Annotated in this window: 13 protein-coding genes; 5 read left to right on the forward strand and 8 right to left on the reverse strand. The window is 43.4% G+C overall.

All coding sequences use genetic code 11. From position 1 onward, the window contains the following. Positions 1-129 precede the first annotated feature (129 nt). From AB6F11_RS01395 to topA, 4 genes are all read right to left on the reverse strand, one after another. Positions 130-927 (reverse strand): alpha/beta fold hydrolase, encoded by a 798-nt coding sequence (locus AB6F11_RS01395; protein WP_017062100.1) that lies wholly within the window; start codon positions 925-927, stop codon positions 130-132. Between the two features lie 285 nt (positions 928-1,212). Beyond that, complete coding sequence (glgA, locus tag AB6F11_RS01400; protein WP_104216128.1) at positions 1,213-2,667, reverse strand: glycogen synthase GlgA; 1,455 nt, start codon at positions 2,665-2,667, stop codon at positions 1,213-1,215. Next, positions 2,657-3,886 (reverse strand): glucose-1-phosphate adenylyltransferase, encoded by a 1,230-nt coding sequence (gene glgC, locus AB6F11_RS01405; protein ID WP_080582251.1) that lies wholly within the window; start codon positions 3,884-3,886, stop codon positions 2,657-2,659. Before glgC ends, glgA begins: the two co-directional genes overlap by 11 nt. 524 nt (positions 3,887-4,410) lie before the next feature. Further along, on the reverse strand, positions 4,411-7,041 hold the full coding sequence (gene topA, locus AB6F11_RS01410) for a type I DNA topoisomerase (protein ID WP_050643790.1): 2,631 nt from the start codon (positions 7,039-7,041) through the stop codon (positions 4,411-4,413). A gap of 439 nt (positions 7,042-7,480) precedes the next feature. Here topA and AB6F11_RS01415 point away from each other — a divergent pair, with 439 nt between their 5' ends. Continuing rightward, complete coding sequence (locus AB6F11_RS01415; RefSeq protein WP_017062104.1) at positions 7,481-7,726, forward strand: YciN family protein; 246 nt, start codon at positions 7,481-7,483, stop codon at positions 7,724-7,726. Positions 7,727-7,787: 61 nt separating this feature from the next. Here the strand turns inward: AB6F11_RS01415 and aroA are convergent, their stop codons facing one another. Both aroA and AB6F11_RS01425 read right to left on the reverse strand, forming a co-directional pair. Beyond that, positions 7,788-9,068, reverse strand: coding sequence for a 3-phosphoshikimate 1-carboxyvinyltransferase (gene aroA, locus AB6F11_RS01420; protein ID WP_017062105.1), 1,281 nt, complete (start codon positions 9,066-9,068; stop codon positions 7,788-7,790). A gap of 162 nt (positions 9,069-9,230) precedes the next feature. Next, on the reverse strand, positions 9,231-9,686 hold the full coding sequence (locus AB6F11_RS01425; RefSeq protein ID WP_104216127.1) for a glycine zipper 2TM domain-containing protein: 456 nt from the start codon (positions 9,684-9,686) through the stop codon (positions 9,231-9,233). A gap of 53 nt (positions 9,687-9,739) precedes the next feature. Here AB6F11_RS01425 and aat point away from each other — a divergent pair, with 53 nt between their 5' ends. The 3 genes from aat (at position 9,740) to infA (ending at position 11,448) form a co-directional block, all read left to right on the forward strand. Next, complete coding sequence (gene aat, locus AB6F11_RS01430; protein ID WP_017063504.1) at positions 9,740-10,450, forward strand: leucyl/phenylalanyl-tRNA--protein transferase; 711 nt, start codon at positions 9,740-9,742, stop codon at positions 10,448-10,450. After that, positions 10,450-11,148, forward strand: coding sequence for an arginyltransferase (locus AB6F11_RS01435; protein WP_065585123.1), 699 nt, complete (start codon positions 10,450-10,452; stop codon positions 11,146-11,148). The genes aat and AB6F11_RS01435 overlap by 1 nt, the downstream gene beginning before the upstream one ends. An 81-nt stretch (positions 11,149-11,229) precedes the next feature. Beyond that, entirely contained in the window at positions 11,230-11,448 is a 219-nt protein-coding gene (infA, locus tag AB6F11_RS01440) for a translation initiation factor IF-1 (protein WP_001040192.1), read from the forward strand. 185 nt (positions 11,449-11,633) lie between these two features. Here infA and clpA read toward each other — a convergent pair whose 3' ends face one another. Both clpA and clpS read right to left on the reverse strand, forming a co-directional pair. Next, positions 11,634-13,907: an ATP-dependent Clp protease ATP-binding subunit ClpA gene (gene clpA / locus AB6F11_RS01445; protein ID WP_017062108.1), complete on the reverse strand. Its 2,274-nt coding sequence runs from the start codon at positions 13,905-13,907 to the stop codon at positions 11,634-11,636. A 39-nt stretch (positions 13,908-13,946) separates the two neighbouring features. Further along, on the reverse strand, positions 13,947-14,267 hold the full coding sequence (gene clpS, locus AB6F11_RS01450; protein ID WP_004737430.1) for an ATP-dependent Clp protease adapter ClpS: 321 nt from the start codon (positions 14,265-14,267) through the stop codon (positions 13,947-13,949). A gap of 586 nt (positions 14,268-14,853) precedes the next feature. Here clpS and cspD point away from each other — a divergent pair. Further along, positions 14,854-15,075 carry a cold shock domain-containing protein CspD gene (gene cspD, locus AB6F11_RS01455; RefSeq protein WP_004736548.1) on the forward strand — a complete coding sequence of 74 codons (222 nt, stop codon included), beginning with the start codon at positions 14,854-14,856 and terminating at the stop codon, positions 15,073-15,075. The last annotated feature ends 196 nt before the right edge of the window (positions 15,076-15,271 follow it).

Consider the following 15,271-nt stretch of genomic DNA (forward strand, 5'->3'; position numbering starts at 1 on the left):
GTCTCAGTAACCTGATAGAACGATTCGGTCAGATACCTCCTCCAAAAATAAAAACGGGAAGCTAAAGTTAGCTTCCCGTTTTTATTTCAATTCGATTAAATCATCATCTTTGATTTCACACCTAGAAAATCATTGAATTTGTTTTTGAATAAACGCAATCGAACGCTGATTAAACTCTTCAGGGTTTTCCACGTTACATACGTGTCCACAATTCGGGATTTCTACTAGCTCGCTCGACTCATGCGCTGCGACCATTTCTTTTACCGGCTTAATAAACATGTAGTCGCGTTCGCCCATCAAATAAAGAGTCGGTATTGGTAGCTCTCTATCTTTAAAATATTTCATCAAGGGGTTTACATCAGCCGTTAAGATAAACCAGCGCTTAAACTCTTTCTGGCACAGCTTTTTAGCTTCGCGGATAAAAAGGTGACGAGACTCTTTTTGGCTTTTTTGTGGCATCACAACATAAGCAAAAAGGCTGTATAACCACATGTAAGGAATGATGTGCTTGCTGAGGTTACCCAACTTGATTAACACTTGAGAGCGAGTGTTTAGCTTGGTGACAGCGCCACCCAGTACCATTGAACGTACACGGCCAGCCGCCAGTTCGGCAACGTTACGCACAATAATCGTGCCCAAAGACATGCCAACGAAATGTGCAGAACGGATCTTAAGATGGTCTAACACTTTAAGAATATCAAGCGTCACCGATTTGAACGTATAACGATTCGAAATCAGCCCTTTAAGTATATTGTCTGATTTACCGTGCCCTCTCAGATCAATGAGAAGTAAGTTGAAATGCTGTTTATACGCTTTGATCTGCTTGAACCAGATGGAGGAACTGCCTCCTGCGCCATGCACAAATACAACCCACTCATCGCTCGTAGGGTGAGTAAATGTTTTATGAAATAGTAAACTCTCAGACATACCTATCGCTTCAATTATTGGAATGGAGCTATGCCTCATCACGAGGCGATGACTAAGGATACCACGCTATTAAGAACTTTAAGTGATAATAGTGTCAAACCTATCATTAGTCATGTGAATACCTACCTCACCTTTTCTACCTGACAAAAATGAGTTTGCAAGCTTTGTCTTCGTAAACGTGATGTGCTCTGACCAGGAAACAAAAAGGCACTCTACAATTAGAGCGCCTTCATTTATTACGAGCGGTTGTTGCTCGCCAGCTAATTTTAAAACTAAGTCAACAAGTTAAAATGCTGAATGGTACATAGCTAGGTATTCTTTAGCCGCATCTTCCCAACTAAAATCTCGCTGCATCGCATAAAGCTGAACACGCTTAATTTCAGATGGGTTTTGTGCGTAAAGCAGTAATGAACGATGTAACACAGCCAATAACGCTTGCGGTGTTGGCTCTTCAAAAGCAAACCCAGTCGCGACTTCAGGATCTTCATCGTAATCATTCACGCTGTCTTTTAAACCTCCCACAGAACGAACAATCGGCAAAGTACCGTAAGCCATGCTGTAGATTTGGTTTAAGCCACACGGTTCAAATTCCGAAGGCATCAAGAAGAAATCAGAGCCTGCTTCAACCAAGTGCGCAAGTTCATTATTGTACGCTTCTACGAACGAGAACTTATCTGAGTGAAGCGCTGATAGCTCTTTCAATTGACTCGCCAAAACCGGATCGCCAGTACCGACAATCACGATCTGAAGATCATTTTTCAAAAACTGTTCGATGATAGGCAGTAAGTAATGAACACCTTTTTGATTCGTCAAGCGACAAACCATGCCATAAACCGCGCAATCGGCAACGGGTAAACCTACATCTTGTTGCAGTTTTTGCTTACAAGCTGATTTTCCGCGAGCCATGCTGTGCTTGGTCGCTTTGTATTTACGAGGAAGGAAAGCATCAGTTTCCGGATTCCAAGCCCCGTAATCACACCCATTCAAAATCCCGAACAGATCAGCCGATCTGTGTTGGAATTCCGCAGCCATACCGTGGCTACCTAATTCCGTTTTCAACTCTTCTGCATAGGTAGGACTTACTGCGTTCACTTTATCCGCACACATCACTCCAGCTCTTAGCATAGTGACATGAGTGTCACTCACTGAAGCTTCAGGCGCATGGTAACTGTGCATCTCTGGCAGGAATTGAAGTTCATCGTATGCGAACACACCTTTGAAAACCGCATTGTGAATCGAGATAACACTGCGCGTATTTTCAAAGAAATCGTGTTGTTGATAACGCGATTTAAGCAAGAAAGGAACGAAACCAGTATGCCAGTCATTTGCATGAATGATATCCGGTTGAAAACCAAGCTTAGGAAGCATATCAAGACAGGCTGCACTAAAGAACGAGAAGCGCTCTCCGTTATCAGCATAAGCTTGATTGTTTTCTGCGTACATTTCCGGGCGGTCGAAATACTTAGCACATTCAATACCAAAAACTGGAACGCCTTCTACGCTCAGTTTTTTAACTTGATAAGCCGTATGAGGCCAATGATCGAGTTCAGTCGATAAAATAACTTCTGCTGAATCAATGTTTGGAATGTTTCTATATGCGGGGATAGTCACTCGAACGTCCTGTTCGAGTGTTTGCAACGCTTTCGGCAGTGCCTTGGCTACATCAGCCAAGCCACCACTTTTAATCAAGCCTTCAACTTCAGACGCTACAAAAAGTACCGAGAGAGTCTTAGTAACCAACTCGTGCTCCTTTAGAAATCACTACGACACCATCGTCAGATACGTGGTAATGCTTTTTGTCTTCTGTCAGATTCACACCGATCTGTGTACCCGGTGCGATATCTGCGTCTTTATCAATGATAACTCGGCGCAAGATACAACCCTCACCCACTTTTACATCACCGAGTAAGATGCTTTCGCTAATATCACACGCTGATGCGATATTGCTGCGGAAGCCCAATACACTCTTTTCAATACGCGAACCACGTACATAACTACCGCTACAAACAAGGCTATCAATGATCTGAATTCGACCATTTGCCGAATCAGTAAACGTAGCTGGTGGTAGTGGCGGGTAATAAGTGTGTAGAGGCCATTTACGGTTATATAGCGAGAATGGCGCATCTTTCTTAAGAAGGTCCATGTGGGCTTGCCAGTACGCGTCAATCGTACCTACATCGCGCCAGTAAACTTCTTCTTTCTCACCAGTAATACGGTTGGTGCTGAAATCATAAACAAACACGTCACCACGTGGGAACATGTTTGGAATAATGTCTTTGCCGAAATCGTGCGTCGAACCTTCTCTATCAGCATCTTCCGTTAGTTCAGCAAAAAGCTCTTTCGCTTCGAACACGTAGTTGCCCATTGAAACAAGCGCTGATTCTGGATCGCCCGGGATCGACTTCGGATTTGCAGGTTTCTCTTCAAAGCCAATCATACGGCCGTCAGCATCAACCTCAATAACACCGAATTCTGATGCTTCAGCAAGCGGCATGCGCAATGCTGATACTGTTAGAGCCGCTTTCTTCTCTTTATGGAAATCAAGCATCTGTTTGATGTCCATCTTATAGATATGGTCTGAACCAAAAATACATACTTGATCAGGTTCTTCCAACTCCATAAAGCCCATGTTTTGGTAGATAGCATCTGCTGTGCCTTCATACCAACGCTTTCCTTTACGCATTTGCGCAGGAATTGGGTCGATAAAACGGTCTGTTATGCCACTGATATTCCAGCCTTTTTTCATATGGTGGAACAGTGACTGTGACTTAAATTGTGTTAATACGTAGATCTTCATTAGATCAGCATTAACGAAGTTGTTCAAAGCGAAATCAATTAAGCGGTAACTACCACCGAAAGGAACCGAGGGTTTGCTGCGAGATTCAGTTAAAGGTCTTAAGCGAGAGCCTTCACCACCAGCAAGAATCATTCCCAATACACCAGCCATTTTATTCTCCATATATCTATAGCTTGTCGATGTTAGTACTCGTAGAGGTATCTTCCTCTGGGGGATGAGCACCAACACTTATTTCGGTATTTAGCGAATATCCATTCACATACAGTGACAATATCCTAAGCCAAACGTTGTTATGTGTGCACTATTCTTTGCACTTGGTTTTATATACGTTATCGACTTTTCGGCCGAATTCAATTTTTAATACGCCATTCTGTGGTACGTAAGCTGATTGCTTTCCTAAGACTTAAAGCAGCTCACACTACACCGTCCAGACGAAACATTACATTAACACCCGACACACATCAGGTATACAACTAAACGCTGATCTGTGAGTTACAATATTTTAATTAAGTTACATTCTCGTTAAAGTTGCATAAGAAGATATGATTAATTGCCACCATTAATTTCGCGGTGTGAATTTAATAAATTCCCGCCGACGAAACACTAAGTCAACAAGTTGCATAGTTAGTCATATTGAGATCAAAAAAAAGCAGCCATTAGGCTGCTTTTTCATCAATAACGTTCAGTTACTTCTCTTTAGGCTTTTTACGCTTATCCGTAACTTCCCACTTACCGTCGATGTACAACGCAGTCCAACCGGACGGTTTTCCATCTACTTCAGTACGAACGTAGTTTTCTTTAGTCTTACGACTAAAACGAACCACTGTCGGCTTGCCATCAGGGTCAGCAACTGGCGCTGATGCTAGGTATTGGAACTTAGGTGAGATACGGTCTTTAAAACGAACCAACTCTTCCACTAATGGTGCACGTGTTTCACGTGATTTAGGGAAGTTGCTCGCAGCCATAAATAGACCAGAAGCACCATCACGAAGAACAAAGTACGCGTCTGAATTTTCACATGGAAGTTCAGGGAAATGTACCGGGTCTTCTTTCGGTGGCGCAACTTCGCCATTTTTCAGAATCTTACGAGTGTTCTTACAATCGTCATTGGTACAATCCATGTATTTACCAAAACGACCGTTCTTCAGAACCATGTCAGAACCACACTTGTCACACTCAACAAGTGGACCATCGTAGCCTTTCACTTTAAATTCGCCGTGCTCAACCACATAACCTTCACAGTTCGGGTTGTTACCACACACGTGCATCTTACGCTTATCATCGATTAGATAAGCATCCATTGCCGTTTCACAAATAGGACAACGCTTTTTAGCTCGAAGTGCTGCTGTTTCAACGTCTTCTTCAAGCACGTTGATAATGCCTTCTTCATCACCAAGGTTGATTGTTGTCTTACAACGCTCTTTTGGTGGAAGTGCATAGCCAGAACAACCAAGAAATACGCCTGTCGAAGCAGTACGAATACCCATTTTACGACTACAAGTCGGACACTCAATATCGGTTTCCACGATATGATTTGGCTTCATGCCACCAGCGTCTTCGTCTAAATCTGCTTTTTCCAAATCGCCAGTAAAGTCTTCGAAGAAGTTATCTAGCACGCCTTTCCAGCTTGCTTCGCCTTCTGCGATTTGGTCCAACTTCTGCTCCATACGAGCAGTGAAGTCGTAGTTCATTAGGTCATTGAAGCTGCCGTCTAGACGGTCAGTAACAATTTCACCCATCTTCTCAGCATAGAAACGACGCTGTTCAACTTTTACATAACCACGATCTTGAATCGTCGAGATGATTGATGCGTATGTTGAAGGACGACCAATACCACGCTTCTCAAGCTCTTTAACTAGCGCCGCTTCAGTAAAACGAGCCGGTGGCTTAGTGAAGTGCTGTTTAGGGTCTAGCGCGATCAGATCAAGCTTATCGCCGATCTGAACTGCTGGAAGGATCGTATCTTCGTTCTTACCCATTGGACGCTGAACACGAGTCCAACCATCAAATTTAAGGATACGACCTTTCGCTTTTAACGTGTACTCATCGGCTTTAACGCTTACTGTCGTTGAATCGTATTGAGCTGGCGTCATTTGACACGCTACGAATTGATTCCAAATTAGCGAGTAAAGCTTGTGTGCGTCTGCGTCTACGCCGTTTAGATCTTCCGACTTAACATCTACACTTGAAGGACGAATCGCTTCGTGGGCCTCTTGAGCGCCCTCTTTGCTGCCGTATGCAAGTGCTTTAGGTGGAAGGTATTGCGCGCCGTACTCAGAACCAATGTATTCACGAGCGGCTTCTACAGCTTCTGAACTCAAGTTGGTTGAGTCAGTACGCATATAAGTGATGTAACCCGCTTCATACAGGCGTTGAGCCAGCATCATGGTTTTCTTTACGCCATAACCAAGACGCGTACTCGCCGCTTGTTGCAGCGTCGACGTGATGTAAGGTGCAGACGGCTTACTCTTTGTTGGGCGGTCTTCACGTTTACATACTTCGTATTGCGCTTTTTCTAAAACGCTAACAGCAGCTTGTGTTTGCGCTTCATTTTCAGGTTTAAACGCAACACCGTCTTTCTGCGCTACTTGCAGTCTAAAGTCGGTTTTCTCTGCAGTTTTAGTATCAGCATGCACATCCCAGAACTCTTCAGGGATAAAGGCGTTGATCTCGCGCTCACGCTCTACCAGTAGTTTTACCGCTACTGATTGAACACGGCCAGCGGACAGGCCTCGTGCTACTTTCTTCCAAAGCAGAGGTGACACCATAAAGCCAACAACACGGTCCATAAAACGTCGTGCTTGTTGCGCGTTTACGCCATCGATGTTTAGCTCACCTGGAGTTTCGAAAGCTTGTTGAATAGCATTCTTGGTGATTTCGTTAAAAACCACTCGCTTGTATCGCGTTTCATCGCCACCGATGATCTCACGAAGGTGCCATGCGATAGCTTCTCCTTCGCGGTCCAAATCGGTTGCGAGATAAACATGGTCTGCGTTCTCAGCCAGTTTTTGCAATTCAGCAACAACTTTCTCTTTACCAGGTAGGATTTGGTAGTTCGCTTCCCACTCTTTATATGGGTTGATACCCATCTTTTTAATCAGAGCTTTGCGATCTTTTTCTTTTTTGATACGAGCTTTGTCTTCTGGGCTCATACCCTTGGTTGAAACTGCAGCAGCCTTTTGACCAGTACTTTGACCCGCCGTTGGTAAATCACGTACGTGACCTACACTCGACTTAACGACAAAGTCTTTGCCAAGATATTTATTGATAGTTTTAGCCTTGGCTGGCGACTCCACTATAACGAGCGATTTACCCATATTGACTCTAACGTCCTTAATCACGATGCTTCAGCACCAACAATTTAGCTTGTGGGCTTTTACGCATGATATTCTAAATTCATTGCTTCTTTTTTTACTATTGTGCGAGATTACTAGAAGATCAACCGCTTTTTTCAAAATTGGATCTGATCGCTCGACAATTCGACGACTCATAGATAAAAGGGTCGCAATATAAAGAAGCTATAAAGTACTCACTAAGAATACTTGCAAGAGCCTATTCATCAGGCATTACGTCTAAACGGGCTCATACTAAGCTTGTCCGCGAATCTAACGCGAGCCCCATTCAATTATTTTTGCCGTAAATCACAAAATAAATTGTGGATGTTTGAAAAGACTCTCTTAATCGGTTGTGAAATCATTGAATTTCTAGTTCGACACCATAAACTCAACGTTATATTCAGTTATCAGAGATAAACTCATGACAAAGAAAGTAATAGCAGAATTTGATTTACTGCTTATCGCAAACCAAATTATCCAATCACATGATGACTACATTGAAGGCATGCGCGCAAACAGCGTAGTAGAAAAAGACGATGTACTCGTCTTCAAAGGTGAATACTTCTTAGACAGCAATGGAATGCCGACCGAGAATACAACCGCGGTATTTAACATGTTTAAATACTTAGCGCACCACCTTTCGAAAGAATTTACAATTCAGCAATAATTAAAAAGCTTGCCACTTAGGCAAGCTTTTTTGTTCCTAAACCTTTACAAAATAAGCATTTTTATAGACTTAGCATTTTCAGCTTGTCGAAATAATCAGGGAATGTCTTTGACGTACAACCTGGATCATTAATCGTCACAGGCGTATCGCTCAAAGCAACCAGCGAGAAACACATCGCCATACGGTGATCATCGTAAGTATCAATTGCCGCATGAGTCAGTTCAGCCACAGGGTTAACAATGATGTAATCTTCACCCTCTTCCACTTCAGCGCCGACTTTACGTAGCTCTGTTGCCATTGCAGCCAAGCGGTCTGTCTCTTTCACACGCCAGTTGTAGACATTACGGATTGCCGTTGTGCCTTTCGCAAACAATGCGGTTGTCGCGATAGTCATCGCAGCATCTGGGATATGGTTATAGTCCATATCGATGCCTTTCAGCTCACCACAACGAGAGATAACGTAGTCGTCACCCCATTCGATTTCCGCACCCATTTTCTCAAGCGCATCAGCGAATTGAATATCACCTTGGATACTGTTTTTACCAATACCAGTGACCTTAATCTCACCACCTTTGATAGCAGCGGCTGCAAGGAAATATGACGCAGATGATGCATCACCTTCAACCAAGAAATCACCCGGTGCCGAGTAAGATTGCCCGGTAGGAATCACAAACTCTTGGTAATCATTATTGATCACGTCCACACCAAATTGCTTCATGATGTGCAGCGTAATATCGATGTAAGGTTTAGAAACCAATTCACCGTCAATTTTAATGGTCACTTCACCTTCAGCTAAGGGCGCAGCCATCAAAAATGCCGTCAAGAATTGACTAGAGATAGAACCGTCGATAGAAACTGTACCGCTCTTCAGACCAGTACCTGTGATCTTCAATGGCGGGTAGTTTTCATTTTCTAAGTATTCAACGTCGGCACCGGCTTCTCGCAGTGCTGTTACTAAGTGGCCAATTGGGCGCTCTTTCATACGAGGCTCACCAGTAAGAACGTATTCACCGCGACCTAAACATAGTGCAGCCGCCAACGGACGCATCGCCGTACCCGCATTACCTAAGAAAAGCTCTAGGGCTTTGTCACTTGAAAATGCACCACCAACACCTGTCACTTCACAAACGGTTTTGTCTGCAGACAACTGATAATCAACACCTAACTGAGTTAATGCATTCAACATATGACGAATATCATCACTGTCTAGCAAGTTTGTTAGGCGAGTGGTTCCCGTAGAAAGTGCAGCCAAAAGAAGTGCACGGTTGGAAACGCTTTTTGAACCAGGTAGGTTAACTTCCCCGTTCACTTTTTGAATTGGTTGTAACGTAAGGCTTTCCATTAAATCTTATAGTCCTTGTACCACCCGAAGTCACTGGCGCGTATTTATTTTCGGGTGATGAATAATTCTTCGTACTTGCAGACTAACGAACTTTTCCAACGAACTCCAGAGCTAATCCAGCCCAAACCGGTGATTAATTAGCCAATCAATCGTATTTATATACTAGTACACGAGATCAACTCGAACACCATCTGAAAAATAGAGAATTCGTACATCATCGCCTCGGTTGAACAGCATCGAGTTATCGACATCTTGGATAATGTTGACCAACTTGTCGTCTTTGGTTTTGACCAATAACTCGACCAGTTTGTACTCTACTTTATATTGTGTGTTACCTCGGTTACGAGCAATACCCGCACCTGCTACTGCACCTACAGCTGTCGCCACTTCTTTACCAGTGCCGCCGCCAAACTGGTTACCAATCAAGGCACCAATCGCCGCACCTAACAAGGTTTCCCAACCATTCGCTTTCGACTCAACGATCTCTTGCTGAGTGATGTATCTGACCGTATCAATCTCACCATAAACAACCTCGTTTACTGGTCGAGCTTGGTTTCTGTTGTAAGCTGCATTTGCCAACATGGGCAAAACAAGTAAAATCCAAAGCAACTTCTTCATGGTAAAACTCCTAAAGACCTCTTGGTCAGTGATTAATCTGTAATGCGGTACTTATGACTATATACCTAACCGAACTTGATACTACTAGTATAGAGTTTCCTTCGCCTTTCGACGCGCTTGATGACCCCAACGGTCTGCTCGCCTTCGGTGGTGATTTATCACCAATGCGAATTTTAAACGCTTATAGCCAAGGTATATTTCCATGGTATGGCCCAGGTGAGCCTATACTTTGGTGGAGCCCTGCACCGCGAGCGGTATTTAATCCTAAGACATTCGAACCGTCAAAAAGTCTTAAAAAGTTTCAAAGAAAGCACAATTACCGAGTCAGCATCAACCAAGCGACGGACAGAGTAATTGGTTATTGCTCTTCACTAAGACCCGAAGAAGAAACCTGGCTAAACAGCGACATGCAGTCAGCCTACCGCAAACTCGCTTCATTAGGTTTCTGCCACTCGGTTGAGGTTTGGCAAGATGATGAACTGATCGGTGGACTTTACGGCTTACAAAGAGGCCAAGTCTTTTGCGGTGAATCGATGTTCAGCCTAAAGACCAATGCCTCTAAAATTGCGCTGTGGTACTTTTGTAAACACTTTACCCGATTCGGCGGACAACTGATTGATTGCCAAGTCATGAACCCTCACTTGGAATCCTTGGGCGCTATCGAGGTTGATAGGGATGAATTCCTAGGCTCTCTGCAATTACTCAAAGAGTTCTCCGTTGACGATGCATGCTTTAAAACCCAATGGCTAAAGGAAATGCCTTAATGAATCCAGATTTACAACAAATCAGAATTGGATTAACAGACAATCACGCTTGCAGCTACTTACCTCACTTCGAAGAGAGAGTGGCGGTCACGCTTGACGAACACATGCACACCTCAGATAACTATGAAGTTCTGCTTGCGAATGGATTTCGCCGCAGTGGTTCAACCATTTATAAGCCACATTGCGATAATTGCTCAGCATGCCAAGCGATTCGGCTTTCAATTCCTGAGGTTAAGCTTTCCAAAAGCCAACGACGGATCCTTAACAAAGGAAAATCACTACGTTGGGAACTGAAAGATGAGATGGATGACAACTGGTTTGACTTATACAGTCGCTATATCACCGCTCGTCACCGTTCGGGAACCATGTACCCACCCAAGAAAGAAGAGTTTCTACAATTCTCTAAAAATGAGTGGCTTACTACAAAGTTCATGCACATCTATGATGAGAACAAGTTGGTTGGTATCGCCGTAACCGATATCATGGCTCACTGTACGAGCGCGTTTTATACCTTCTTCGATCCTGATATAGACATTTCGATGGGAACACTTGGCGTTCTATTTCAGATCCAACATGCCCAGAAAGAACAAAAACAATGGTTATATTTGGGTTATCAAATCGATGAATGCCCTGCGATGAACTATAAAGTACGATTTCAACGTCATCAAAGGCTAGTAAATCAGCGGTGGCAAGGGTAGAATACGCGACAACTTTACATATTTTGATTTTAACGGCACAATCAAGCCGTTGAAAACCGCCAAATTTCGAAAGAGGATTAGATGGCTAAAGAAGACGTAATCGAGATGCAAGGCACTGTCCTTGATACTCTACCAAACACAATGTTCCGTGTTGAGCTTGAAAACGGTCACGTAGTGACAGCACACATCTCTGGTAAAATGCGTAAGAACTACATCCGTATTCTTACTGGTGATAAAGTAACTGTTGAGATGACTCCATACGACCTTTCTAAAGGCCGCATCGTCTTCCGTGCTCGTTAATTTTTAATTAGCGAATACAATAAGAAGCGGAGCTTAAGGCTCCGTTTTTTATTGCCTGAGCTTTTTACTACACAATCTCGCATCTCGCATCTCGCATCTCGCATCTCGCATCTCGCAAGCATAAAAAAACGCACAACCTAAGTCATGCGTTTTATATTTAAGCCTTTGATTTATCAATCACTTCGTTAGTGCATGACCTCTTCTTTAGCACCAACATAGATGAAATCCAATTCGTCTTTTTTCAGGGATACTTTAACCGTACCGCCATCAACCAAGCTACCGAACAGTAACTCGTTAGCAAGTGGTTTCTTAAGCTTCTCTTGAATCACACGTCCCATTGGACGAGCACCCATGGTCTTGTCATAGCCTTTATCAGCTAACCAGTGACGAGCATCCTCAGAAACCTCTAAAGACACGCCACGAGCGTCCAGTTGAACCTGAAGCTCGACAATGAACTTATCAACTACTTGGCTAATCACACTTGGGTCAAGGCTGTTGAACCAAATGATATTATCAAGACGGTTACGGAACTCAGGAGTAAATACCTTCTTGATTTCGCCCATCGCATCTGGCGCATGATCTTGTTGGATCAGGCCGATCGATTTCTTCTCGGTTTCAGCCACACCTGCGTTGGTCGTCATCACTAGAATCACATTGCGGAAGTCCGCTTTGCGACCATTGTTGTCAGTTAGCGTGCCGTTATCCATTACCTGCAGTAGCAAGTTAAAGATATCTGGGTGAGCTTTCTCGATTTCATCCAGTAACACAACAGAGTGCGGGTTCTTGATTACGGCATCCGTTAGCAAACCACCTTGGTCGTAACCAACATAACCAGGAGGCGCACCAATCAAGCGGCTCACTGAGTGTCGCTCACCGTACTCAGACATATCAAAGCGCAGAAGCTCAATACCCATCAACTTAGACAGCTGAACAGTCACCTCTGTTTTACCGACACCAGTAGGACCAGCAAACAAGAATGAACCAACAGGTTTATTGTCTGCACCCAATCCAGCACGGGTCAGCTTAATCGCTTCACTCAATACATCGATTGCAGGGTCTTGTCCGAATACCAACATTTTCATGCGCTCATCCAGTTTCTGGAGTGTATCTTTGTCTGAAGACGATACTGACTTTTCAGGAATACGCGCCATTTTCGCAACCATTGACTCAATATCAGCCACGCTTACCGTTTTCTTACGACGGCTTGCAGGTGCCAAACGACTACGAGCGCCCGCTTCATCGATTACGTCAATGGCCTTATCAGGAAGGTGGCGTTCATTAATGTATTTAGCTGACAGTTCCACAGCGGCACGCAACGCTTTGTTGGTGTAGCGCACTTCGTGGTGAGCTTCGTATTTTGGCTTCAAGCCAATCAGGATCTTGGTCGTATCGTCTAGCGATGGTTCAATAATATCTATTTTCTGGAAGCGACGAGCTAAAGCACGCTCCTTCTCAAAAATACTGCTGTACTCTTGGTACGTTGTTGAACCGATGCAACGTAATTTGCCACTGCTTAGTAGTGGTTTAATTAAGTTTGCCGCATCAACCTGACCACCCGATGCAGCCCCGGCACCGATAATGGTGTGGATCTCATCGATGAACAGAATCGCGTCTTCTTCTTTCTCCAGTTGCTTAAGAATCGCTTTAAAACGTTTCTCAAAGTCACCACGATATTTGGTTCCGGCTAACAGTGAACCGATATCTAGAGAATAAATTACGCTGCTCTGAATGATTTCAGGCACTTGTCCTTCAACGATGCGCCATGCAAGACCTTCCGCGATGGCAGTTTTACCTACCCCCGCTTCACCCACTAACAGAGGGTTGTTCTTACGACGACGACACAGAACTTGGATAGTGCGTTCTAGCTCTTTGTCACGACCGATTAGTGGGTCAATATTGCCCTGCTTTGCGACTTCGTTAAGGTTAGTAGCAAAATTTTCTAAACGGTCTTCAGAGTTAGCTTCTTCAGCATTTTCTGCACCACCAAATGAATCGGATGATGAAGGACTGTCGCCTTCGTTGCTGGCTTTGGTAATACCGTGTGAGATGAAGTTAACAATATCTAAGCGACTAATGTCGTTTTTCTTAAGAAGATATGCCGCGTGAGATTCTTGCTCACTAAAAATAGCCACAAGTACGTTAGCACCTGTTACTTCGCTGCGACCTGAAGATTGAACATGAAAAACAGCGCGTTGAAGTACTCGTTGAAAGCTCAACGTAGGCTGAGTTTCGCGAGTTTCATCGCTTTCAGGGATAAGTGGGGTCGTTTGATCGATAAAAATATCGAGCTCATTGCGAAGAGCATCGAGATCAGCCTGACAAGCTTGGAGCGCTTCCTTGGCCGCATCATTTTCTAATAATGCTAGTAGGAGGTGTTCAACAGTCATGAATTCATGTCGCTTGTCTCGCGCACGAGCAAATGCGCCATTTAAACTCGTCTCTAATTCTTTATTTAGCATAAGTACCTCCTAAGGGAACAACAGTGTTGTTCGAGCAATTTATACTTGCTCCATTGTACATAGTAGCGGATGCTCATTTTCCTTTGAGTACATCGTGACCTGCGCTACCTTTGTTTCCGCTATTTCAGCACTGTATGTGCCGCATATAGCTTTACCTTCATAATGAACCTTGAGCATCACTTCCGTTGCTTTTTCGATATCTAGTGAGAAGAATCGCTCTAGGATCTCGATTACAAAGTCCATGGGCGTGTAGTCATCGTTATTCAACACAACGTTATACATCGCCGGTGGCTTTACTTTTGTTGCTTCTTTCTCCAGTAAATCTGAGCCTGGAGATGCCCATTCAAAGTTTCTGCTCATATCGCTTTGCTAAGGGTTATTTTTCGGAAGTCGTGAGTGTTTACCTAACTCAAATTTACCACATTCACGCTTTACCGTGTACTAAGAAACTGCACCTAGAAACAGTACCAAAAAATATTCCTCTATACTGAGCCTAATCCACCATTTCCATCGCTGCAAATAAAAGATCTCGATTAACAAGATTAACATATGTGATTGATTAAAAAGACGCCATAACTATTGATACTAACGATAAGATTACCGCTAAGTTACTATTTAGTTAATAGTTTGCGGTTAATCTCGAATGTGATTTGTTATTAAAATTGATCACTTTTATACCAATTTACTATTGACTGTGCTCAATCATTAGCTACATTGGAGCTAAAAGGTTTTTTTAATACACTTTTGCAACATGAATTAAAATCAGTAACACGCTTCAAAAATTAACAATAAGGAATAATTACGCAGGGTAGCGTTAATTTCCGTAAGCAATGTACGAGATTCAAGCTATTAGCTGAAATTCTTTAGCTGGTAGGAATGATATCAATCGCACTTACAACAATTGATATAACAACGTTAGTAACAAAATGCATGAGGGATGTATAGCATGGCTACAGGTACAGTAAAATGGTTTAACAATGCCAAAGGGTTTGGCTTTATTTGTCCAGAAGGTGAAGACGGCGATATTTTCGCGCACTACTCCACAATACAAATGGAAGGTTATCGAACCTTAAAGGCTGGTCAGCAGGTCGACTATGAAGTAGAAAGTGGACCTAAAGGCTCGCATGCTAGCTCCGTTGTTCCTGTAGAAGGCAGCGCCGCAAAATAGGCGAATGCAAACTCATGTTAACCTCCATCAGTCGTCATTAACGGCTGACAGGTAAACAGAATATTGAAACCGCTCATTTAATACCTGTAACACAGGATTACGTGAGCGGTTTTTTTCGTTTTGGGGGCTCTAAAGTTGCTCACTGGACAATGAGCTCGAAGAGCTACTCCCCTTAAGCTAGGTCTTAAGAAGTATT

Source organism: Vibrio sp. 10N.247.311.14, from assembly GCF_041467715.1.
GTDB classification, from domain to species: domain Bacteria; phylum Pseudomonadota; class Gammaproteobacteria; order Enterobacterales; family Vibrionaceae; genus Vibrio; species Vibrio crassostreae_C.

Bases quoted from the DNA above. Each gene is read 5' to 3' on its own strand.
- AB6F11_RS01395 (WP_017062100.1), bottom strand. From the start codon at position 927: ATGTCTGAGAGTTTACTATTTCATAAAACATTTACTCACCCTACGAGC.
- glgC (WP_080582251.1), bottom strand. From the start codon at position 3,886: ATGGAGAATAAAATGGCTGGTGTATTGGGAATGATTCTTGCTGGTGGT.
- topA (WP_050643790.1), bottom strand. From the start codon at position 7,041: ATGGGTAAATCGCTCGTTATAGTGGAGTCGCCAGCCAAGGCTAAAACT.
- AB6F11_RS01415 (WP_017062104.1), top strand. From the start codon at position 7,481: ATGACAAAGAAAGTAATAGCAGAATTTGATTTACTGCTTATCGCAAAC.
- aroA (WP_017062105.1), bottom strand. From the start codon at position 9,068: ATGGAAAGCCTTACGTTACAACCAATTCAAAAAGTGAACGGGGAAGTT.
- AB6F11_RS01425 (WP_104216127.1), bottom strand. From the start codon at position 9,686: ATGAAGAAGTTGCTTTGGATTTTACTTGTTTTGCCCATGTTGGCAAAT.
- aat (WP_017063504.1), top strand. From the start codon at position 9,740: ATGACTATATACCTAACCGAACTTGATACTACTAGTATAGAGTTTCCT.
- AB6F11_RS01435 (WP_065585123.1), top strand. From the start codon at position 10,450: ATGAATCCAGATTTACAACAAATCAGAATTGGATTAACAGACAATCAC.
- infA (WP_001040192.1), top strand. From the start codon at position 11,230: ATGGCTAAAGAAGACGTAATCGAGATGCAAGGCACTGTCCTTGATACT.
- clpA (WP_017062108.1), bottom strand. From the start codon at position 13,907: ATGCTAAATAAAGAATTAGAGACGAGTTTAAATGGCGCATTTGCTCGT.
- clpS (WP_004737430.1), bottom strand. From the start codon at position 14,267: ATGAGCAGAAACTTTGAATGGGCATCTCCAGGCTCAGATTTACTGGAG.
- cspD (WP_004736548.1), top strand. From the start codon at position 14,854: ATGGCTACAGGTACAGTAAAATGGTTTAACAATGCCAAAGGGTTTGGC.